Origin of the sequence: Clostridium yunnanense (assembly GCF_016595795.1) — a bacterium.
Lineage (GTDB): Bacteria > Bacillota > Clostridia > Clostridiales > Clostridiaceae > Clostridium_AR > Clostridium_AR yunnanense.
In genome coordinates this window covers 63,433-71,659 of record NZ_JAENHN010000065.1, presented here as the reverse complement: position 1 = coordinate 71,659, position 8,227 = coordinate 63,433, and the positions used below count along the sequence as shown (strand labels likewise).

Genomic DNA, 8,227 nt, shown 5'->3' with positions numbered 1-8,227 from the left:
CCAATTAACTTAAGCAGTTTTTAAAACAAAGCAGCTGATAAAACTAAAAACTCTTAGTTTTATCAGCTACTTTTAAACTATTTAAATAAATCGCTCCTGAAAAACTAAAGTTTTTCAGTGCCCTCGCGGTTTTCTTCAGTGATTTTTTATATAAACTTATAATTTTCAAAAAATAAAAGAACAGCAAAACTGTTCTTAAGGATAAATAGAAAATGAACATGGACTTTTGAAATTTGTTAATTAATTAACAACCTCGTTTATATTTTAACAGATAACATTTATTATTACAATAGCTTTTTTTAATTTTTTTCGCTATTTAGCCACTTATTATGTAGTATTATTTGACGAGTAATAATAATTATTATATAATATAAATATCACAATTATGAGGATGGTGAAGATGGATAATATAACAAGTATCTTCAGAGAAAAAAAATTAAAGCTAACACCACAGAGAATCGCTGTATATAAATATTTAAAAGGAACAAAGGAACATCCTTCTGCAGAGGTTATCTACAAAGCTCTACAAGAGGACTATCCTACTATGAGTTTAGCTACAGTGTATAAAGCATTAAAAACTTTAGTTGAAGTTGGATTGGTCCAAGAAATCAACGTAGGTGAAGGAAACTTTAGATACGATGCTTTTTCAACCCCACATCCACATATTCAATGTGTAAACTGTGGTAGAGTTGATGATTTAGAACAATTAGATTTAGGTGGACTTAATAAAGAAGCTGAAAATCATAGTAAATACAAGGTTCTTTCTAACAAAGTTTATTTCTATGGTATTTGTCAGGAATGTCAAGAAAAATAAAGCTACATATGTAGCTTTATTTTTTTTCTGTATATGTCTTATCAACAATAGTCTGCCACTCATTTCCACTATATGCTCCATTTATTAGATTCTTAGTTTGTTCTATTATGTGCGGTTTCATTTTATAAGGTAGATTGTGATAAAATATAATATTATTTTCATTTGCTACTGATATAGCCCATATCATTTGGGATTGAAGTCCTTTAAGTTGAGAATTAGCACTCCTATTACCAGTAATAATACCTTCTTTTCCAAGAGTTTTATATGATTCATCATCAGATAAATAATCTAAGAATCTCACAACTTCATCCTTATTTTTTGCATTCTGCAATTGACAAACTAGGTGATCTATTATTACCGGAGGATTGACTTTTGAACCATCAACAATATTACTGTTTACTACAGCAATATTCTTACTCTCATCTATTTCCTTTGAACTTAGTGTTGTAACTAAGGCAAATGGAACTTCTCCACTTTCTACTTTTTTAACTATACTATTATCGCTTAATACAAACTTATCAGCACTCACACCATAATCCTTAAACAAAGTATTCATAAATTTGAATACTTCTTGCATCTTCCCAAACTTACTATATTTCTCCCGTCCTACATCAAAGTTTTTTTCTAAATCAGCTTCATTGATTATATTATCTGCAATCATTGAAGCAACAGCTAATGATATATCCATCTCTTTAGGAAGTGCTACTGGAATTTTAATATTCTTCTCCTTTGACATCCTTAATAAAGACATTAAATCTATTTCATCTGCCCCCTTAATATATCCAGCAGCTTGTTGTCTGTTATATATGAAGTTTAAAGAGTACGGCATAACTCCAATACCATAGTATTTATCATCTATTCTTCCATAGGTTGATACAATATTATAAAACTTATCAATCATCTTATTATTACTTACATTACTTGATATATCAGATAAATAACCTTGTCGCGCCATACTAATCATCATATTTCTTTCACATATTAAAACATCATAATCAGGTTTATCAACTGTCACCTTCTCAATTTTCTCATTTTCTGTCATGTTTTCAATCTTTATCTCTATTTGCGAGTGAGCCTTTTTATAATTAGCTATTAGAGTATTTATCACATCTACGTCTTGTGAAGCATTATTCTGTATAAGTATACTTAACTTTCCTTTTGGTTCATCTTTTCCTTTTGAACATCCAAATACCAAATTACAATTTAGTATGATGATCAATACTATAAAAATTACGTTTTTTATTTTTTTCATAATACACCTCCTAAAATAACTTAATATTATTTTGTGTAAATTAATTTATTCTATGATTCTTTCATATAATTTTAACGAGGTGATAAAAATGAATACTAAATTACCAAGTATAAACAAAAAATTTTATTATTGCTTAGTTTCATGCTTATTAATTACTTTAATAGGTCTACTTATTTCAATATTCTATATACTAAAAGCACATGATAATAAAGATGTTAGTGAGCAAGCTGTTACCACTAATTCATTGGTATCAAATGAAAAAGCTATAAAGAAAGATTTAAATGGTGATGGTAAGGATGATATTCTATATATTTCCACTAAAAATAATAGATACTATATAGAAGTCCATTCATCTGGAAAGACTCTTTTCTTAGATCCTGATAAAAAGATCGGAACAGTTGGTATGTACTCAAGTTTTTGGCCTATGAATATTGCCCTTGTAGATTTATCTAGAGACAGAATCCCTGAAATCTTAGTACAATCTTCTCAAGATAAAGTACCTATACAACACGTTTTTTCATATGTTAACGGTGAATATAAAGACGTTTATTTCGGCTCAAATAATGTACTAGGGATTTTAGACTCTAAAAATAACAAAACTCCAAAACTAATTTCTATGAATTTAAAAAGTCAAGATATGAATGTATCTCAATATATTCTAATAAGAGACTCATTTAAGAAGGTCAGTTCAGAAACCTTAAGCATACCAGGTCTTCAAAATGTATTGCTTTTTATAGATACTATTGAAAGTTCTGGAGAGATTGATACTAATTACGATATTTTTACTGCAGACATAGATAAGGATAGTATGGCTATAATCGGGAAGCTTGATAAAAAAAATTATATATATGAATTTCAAGACGCCTTTTTTACAGATTCAAAATGGGACGAGCAAGGCTTAACAACTGAATTGCAATGGACTTTAAACTTTAAAAAAGTTATTGCACAAGGTATAGGAGATCCTTCTCAAATAAAGATAAAAATCAACTTGATGAAGGAAGGAACCAAGTTCAACATAAACTCTATAAAAATACAAAAAAATTAAAAGGGTCGCTTTCGCGACCCAAAAGGGGGATGGGGGGTTTTAGCTTTAATGAAGTCTAACTTCATTTAGCTATAGGAGATTTCTCCTAACTACATTATTATTATTAACCGCATTATACATTTTTATACACATATAATTATATTAATAATCTATTTCACCTGCTTGATACATTTCAATGACTCTATCTATAAATCTTGCTCTAGTTGGATCAACAAAACTCCTTATAGCCATCAACATTGATATGTTACCATCTTCTCCTCCAGAATAATTCCCTCCATGATTATGATGTTTTCCTGACCTTCTCTCATAACCACTGTTATTATTGCTATTGGAATTGCTATTACTATTATTATTAGCTCCACTAAAGGAATTAAACATAGCACCAAGGTTATTTAAATCAAATCCTCCTTCTGGCGCCATAGACGAAAATAGTGAAGATATTGAGTTAAGATCAAAATTATTAAACATATCTGAGGACTGAGAATTCATATTGAACGGAAATGGCAATCCTCCACCTGTCAAAAAGCTTAAAGGATTCATATTTCCACCCATTTGGCCCATATTTCCACCCATCATACTACCTAATATACTTCCCAAAGGTCCCATATTTCCTAATGGTCCCATATTGTTCATATTACCCATAGGTCCCATGTTGCCCATATTATCCATATTGCCCATGTTACCCATAGGCCCCATGTTGTTCATGCCACCAGGACTATCACTTCTGCCTCTATGTCTATGCTTTGGCATTATACTCCCTCCATTTAATTACTGGTATGTATTAAAAGTTTTATATATTTTTTTGGAGGGCATATAGCCCTCCAATCTATATTCTAGCGATAGCCATATCCATAGCCACCGTATGGTGTACTGCAGCCTTTACCGCTGCATAGCCAGAATAATAAGAATAGTATAAACCCATTTTTATTACATAATACTCCGGAAATCCATAAGATAATGAAAGCTATTAACCAACCACATCTATCATAACTTCCATTTCTTCCATAAGGATAATAACCATACTGGGGACTTACTACAGGATATCCATAGTTGCAACAACTATTGCACATATCTTACTCTCCTTTCCCTAGCATTATAAAATCACTTTAAAATTCTAGCAGCATCTTGGTTGGAAGAATCCAGCTCCACCTCTGTTACCTGCAAAACCGCCGCATCCACATAATAAGAATAATAATATTAGTAGGAAGCCTTTATTGTTGCATAGTAATCCAGAATATTGGAATATTAGAAGTAATATAGCTATTGTACATGGGCTACATCCACCTATTCCCCCACCTATTCCTTGGCCACCAAATCCACCGATTCCAGGTCCGTATCCACCAGCATAAGGGTTCATTCCGCTACAGCAGCATCCTTTTCTCTTAGACATAATTAAATCCTCCTATCATACTTTTTTTTATACTTTTGTTTCTTGATAATTTAATCATTTACACATACATTATTGTCATTACATCCACAGTTGTTTCTTCTTCCAAATCCTCCGCCACATACGAAGAATAGTATTATTAGTATAAACCATATCCAGTTGCTTCCGTAGCCACCAAAGCCACATCCGCCACCGCCGAATCCACCGTATCCGCCACCATATCCGCCACCAGAGCAGCATGGGTCGTATTGTGGGTAATAGCATGTTTGCTTACAGCAACCATGTTTAGTCTTCTTAACATTACAGCAACATGGATTTATAGCGCCAGCACCATATCCTCCACCGTAACCACCGCAGCCACCATTACCATAGCCACAGAAAATTAGTAGTAAGAATATTATCCAGATCCATGATCCTCCAAAGCCCCTATTTCCTGAGCCACAGTTATCATCACGATCACAATCATTGCCGCCTGTTAATCCATTTAGGATTTCATTTAGTTCCATAAATCTTCCTCCTTTTTGTTAAAATGGATTTATTTGGTTTTATAGTATATACTATTCTCCCAGGATGAAATTGACACTACTTTATGGAATAAAATTAAAACAAAAAGAATATATTATCAAAATTCCTTAATATGACTCTGTGCTTTATTAGATAGTGAAGTAAATTAAAAAAACATCAAATCTTAAAAGACTTGATGTTTTTGCATTATATTAAGTTATTTTTCTTCGCTTATTTCGCTTAGTACTATATCATCAAAAATTGAATCTACAAGTTCATCTCTACCCTTTTTATTTAATGATGAGAAGTAATATAGCTTTTCATCAGCTTTTAATTTAAGGGTATCTCTTATCACTTTTTCACTTTTCTTTAGATCATTATTAGATAACTTATCACTTTTGGTAGCTATAACTATTACATCATAACCATAGTGCTTAATCCAATCATACATCATGATATCATCCCCAGTAGGCTTATGTCTACAGTCAACTAGAAGAACCACTCTCTTTAGTTGTAATCTTGAATTAAGGTAAGTTTCTATTATCTGTCCCCAAGTAGCTTTTTCTTTTTTTGATACTTTTGCGTAACCATAACCAGGTAAATCTACTAAATAAAAATCATTGTTAATTAAAAAGAAATTTATTAATCTAGTTTTTCCTGGTGTTTGACTAACCTTCGCCAGTCCTCTTCTGTTTGTAATTGAATTTATTATAGATGACTTACCTACGTTAGATCTTCCAACAAACGCAACTTCTATTCTTTCATCTGTAGGATATTGTTCTCTTCTAACTGCGGATGTAATAAATTCTGATGTTTTAATCTTCATTATTATCAGCTCCAACTAATGCATTTTCCAGTACTGTATCAATTTTTTCGGCAAGTATAAAGTTTAACTTTCCTTTTATACTCTGAGGTATTTTTGTAATATCTTTTTCATTTTCTTTAGGTACTATAACAGTATCTATACCAGCTCTATATGCCGCTAAACTCTTTTCTTTAAGTCCACCAATAGGAAGTACTCTTCCAGTAAGAGTAATTTCACCGGTCATAGCAACATTGCTCTTTACCTTCTTTTCAGAAAGTGCAGAAACTAAAGCAGTTATCATTGTAACACCAGCAGACGGACCATCTTTAGGCACGGCTCCTTCAGGTACATGTATATGAATATCTTTAGATTTATAGAAATCACCATCAATATTAAGCTTTTTAGCATTGGCTCTTACGTACGTGTATCCCGCTCTTGCGGATTCTTTCATAACATCTCCAAGCTGCCCTGTAAGCTCCAATTTACCAGTACCGTCCATAACCATGACTTCTACAGGTAATGTATCACCACCGTATGCAGTCCAAGCCATTCCAGTAACAACTCCAACTTTATCCTCTTTATCAACCTTATCATAGTTGAATACTTTTGGTCCCAGGTACTTCTCTACTACTGGTGGAGTAACAAGAACACTAGTCTTTTCCTTCTCCATCATTTCTTTGATAGCTTTTCTTATTATACTTCCTATTTTTCTTTCAAGACTTCTAACTCCAGATTCTCTTGTGTAGCCTTCAATAATACTCTTTATTGAGTTATCTGTTATCTTAATCTCATTATTCTTTATTCCATGCTCTTCTAATTGCTTAGGTATCAAATATTTTTTTACAATATGATATTTTTCTTCGTAAGTATAACCAGATACTTCAATTATTTCCATTCTATCAAGTAAAGGTCTAGGGATAGTATCTAGTGAATTGGCTGTTGTCAAAAACATAACATTTGACAAATCCATTTCAATTTCTAGATAATTATCTCTGAATGTGGAATTTTGTTCAGCATCTAGAACTTCTAAAAGTGCATCTGCAGGATCACCTTTATAATCATTTGCCATTTTATCAATTTCATCTAATAAGAATAGAGGATTCATAGATTTAGCTTGTTTCATACCATTAACTATTCTTCCTGGAATAGCTCCTACATATGTCTTTCTATGGCCTCTTATCTCTGCTTCGTCTCTTACTCCACCTAAAGACATTCTAACGAAGTTTCTGTTAAGTGCTCTTGCTACGCTTCTTGCTATGGAAGTTTTACCAACCCCAGGAGGCCCAACTAAACAAATTATAGGTCCTTTTAACGTATTGCTTACCTTTCTAACTGAAAGATACTCTATTATTCTTTCTTTTACATCTTCTAATCCATAATGATCTTCCTGAAGAATTTCTCTTGATTTTTTTATATCTACTGCATCTTTAGTTTGCTTATTCCAAGGTAAGTCTAGTATCAAATCTAAATAAGTTCTTATAACATTTCCTTCAGATGAATAGCTTCCAGAAGACTTTAATCTTGACAATTCATAAAGAGCTCTTTCTTTAGCTTCTTTAGGAAGTTTGAGCTTCTTAATCTTGCTTTCATATGCTTCTATTTCTTTTCTATCCTCGTCGTCTTCTCCTAGCTCTTCTTGTATAATCTTCATTTGCTCACGAAGATAGTATTCCTTTTGAAGTTTATCCATCTTTTTCTTTACTTTATAGCCAATTTTCTTCTCTATCTTCAAAACTTCTATCTCATTTTTTAATATTACAAGTAACTTTTCTAATCTCTTCTTAACATCAAAGGACTCAAGCAATTCTTGTCTTACTTCTTGTTTTAATAACAAATATGAAGCAACTACATCAGCTAATCTTGCTGAGTTTTCTATTTCGTCCAATGAAAGTATTATATCTGCAGATGTATTTCCAGATAAATTCAAGTAATCAGAAAAATCATCTTTTAGCGATCTTGTAAGCGCCTCAATCTCTAAAGATACTTTTTCACTTAATTCTTGTTCTTCATCTTCAATATATATTTCTGCTTCAACAGTAAAGAACTCTTCACCATTGGTTAGTGAAAGTATCTTTCCTCTATTAGTGCCTTCTACTAAAACCCTAGTTGTATCCCCTGGTAATTTTAGAAGTTGTTTAATTGTACTAAGTGTTCCTACTTCGTAAATATCCTCTTTTACTGGTTCTTCAATCTTAGCATCCTTTTGAGTCGCAAGGAAAATTTGCTGATTATTTAACATCGCTTCTTCTAAAGCAGCAATGGATTTCTCTCTACCTACATCAAAATGAATAACCATATTCGGAAAAATGGTTATTCCTCTAAGAGGAATTAAAGGAAGAACTTTCTTTTCTCTATTCATGCTTCTCCCCTCCATAATTAATTTTATCAATTAGACCTATTTAGTATACACATAATATGGT

The 8,227-nt window shown here is 32.0% G+C and carries 9 protein-coding genes; 2 read left to right on the top strand and 7 right to left on the bottom strand.

Going from position 1 to position 8,227, the window contains the following annotated elements; translation table 11 throughout:
- Positions 1-400 precede the first annotated feature (400 nt).
- Positions 401-814, top strand: a complete 414-nt coding sequence (gene perR, locus JHL18_RS23575) for a transcriptional regulator PerR (RefSeq protein ID WP_200273871.1) — start codon at positions 401-403, stop codon at positions 812-814.
- A gap of 16 nt (positions 815-830) precedes the next feature.
- Here the strand turns inward: perR and JHL18_RS23570 are convergent, their stop codons facing one another.
- A complete protein-coding gene (locus JHL18_RS23570; RefSeq protein WP_200273869.1) occupies positions 831-2,066 on the bottom strand; it encodes an ABC transporter substrate-binding protein in 1,236 nt (411 codons plus the stop codon).
- Between the two features lie 88 nt (positions 2,067-2,154).
- On the opposite strand from JHL18_RS23570, the gene JHL18_RS23565 reads away from it, so the two are divergent.
- Positions 2,155-3,111, top strand: coding sequence for an FG-GAP repeat domain-containing protein (locus JHL18_RS23565; RefSeq protein ID WP_200273867.1), 957 nt, complete (start codon positions 2,155-2,157; stop codon positions 3,109-3,111).
- A gap of 141 nt (positions 3,112-3,252) precedes the next feature.
- Here JHL18_RS23565 and JHL18_RS23560 read toward each other — a convergent pair whose 3' ends face one another.
- The 6 genes from JHL18_RS23560 to lon form a co-directional block, all read right to left on the bottom strand.
- Positions 3,253-3,861 (bottom strand): hypothetical protein, encoded by a 609-nt coding sequence (locus tag JHL18_RS23560; RefSeq protein ID WP_200273865.1) that lies wholly within the window; start codon positions 3,859-3,861, stop codon positions 3,253-3,255.
- 83 nt (positions 3,862-3,944) lie between these two features.
- The gene (locus JHL18_RS23555; RefSeq protein WP_200273863.1) at positions 3,945-4,181 is read right to left on the bottom strand and encodes a hypothetical protein; all 237 of its coding nucleotides are present in this window, start codon (positions 4,179-4,181) and stop codon (positions 3,945-3,947) included.
- Positions 4,182-4,225: 44 nt separating this feature from the next.
- Positions 4,226-4,501 carry a hypothetical protein gene (locus JHL18_RS23550; protein ID WP_200273861.1) on the bottom strand — a complete coding sequence of 92 codons (276 nt, stop codon included), beginning with the start codon at positions 4,499-4,501 and terminating at the stop codon, positions 4,226-4,228.
- A gap of 50 nt (positions 4,502-4,551) precedes the next feature.
- Positions 4,552-5,004: a hypothetical protein gene (locus JHL18_RS26120; protein ID WP_243278144.1), complete on the bottom strand. Its 453-nt coding sequence runs from the start codon at positions 5,002-5,004 to the stop codon at positions 4,552-4,554.
- A 215-nt stretch (positions 5,005-5,219) separates the two neighbouring features.
- Positions 5,220-5,828 carry a ribosome biogenesis GTP-binding protein YihA/YsxC gene (yihA, locus tag JHL18_RS23540; RefSeq protein WP_200273859.1) on the bottom strand — a complete coding sequence of 203 codons (609 nt, stop codon included), beginning with the start codon at positions 5,826-5,828 and terminating at the stop codon, positions 5,220-5,222.
- Entirely contained in the window at positions 5,818-8,166 is a 2,349-nt protein-coding gene (gene lon, locus JHL18_RS23535; RefSeq protein ID WP_200273857.1) for an endopeptidase La, read from the bottom strand. The genes yihA and lon overlap by 11 nt, the downstream gene beginning before the upstream one ends.
- Between the last annotated feature and the right edge of the window lie 61 nt (positions 8,167-8,227).

Coding starts and splice junctions, on each gene's coding strand:
- perR (WP_200273871.1), top strand. CDS start 401: ATGGATAATATAACAAGTATCTTCAGAGAAAAAAAATTAAAGCTAACA.
- JHL18_RS23570 (WP_200273869.1), bottom strand. CDS start 2,066: ATGAAAAAAATAAAAAACGTAATTTTTATAGTATTGATCATCATACTA.
- JHL18_RS23565 (WP_200273867.1), top strand. CDS start 2,155: ATGAATACTAAATTACCAAGTATAAACAAAAAATTTTATTATTGCTTA.
- JHL18_RS23560 (WP_200273865.1), bottom strand. CDS start 3,861: ATGCCAAAGCATAGACATAGAGGCAGAAGTGATAGTCCTGGTGGCATG.
- JHL18_RS23555 (WP_200273863.1), bottom strand. CDS start 4,181: ATGTGCAATAGTTGTTGCAACTATGGATATCCTGTAGTAAGTCCCCAG.
- JHL18_RS23550 (WP_200273861.1), bottom strand. CDS start 4,501: ATGTCTAAGAGAAAAGGATGCTGCTGTAGCGGAATGAACCCTTATGCT.
- JHL18_RS26120 (WP_243278144.1), bottom strand. CDS start 5,004: ATGGAACTAAATGAAATCCTAAATGGATTAACAGGCGGCAATGATTGT.
- yihA (WP_200273859.1), bottom strand. CDS start 5,828: ATGAAGATTAAAACATCAGAATTTATTACATCCGCAGTTAGAAGAGAA.
- lon (WP_200273857.1), bottom strand. CDS start 8,166: ATGAATAGAGAAAAGAAAGTTCTTCCTTTAATTCCTCTTAGAGGAATA.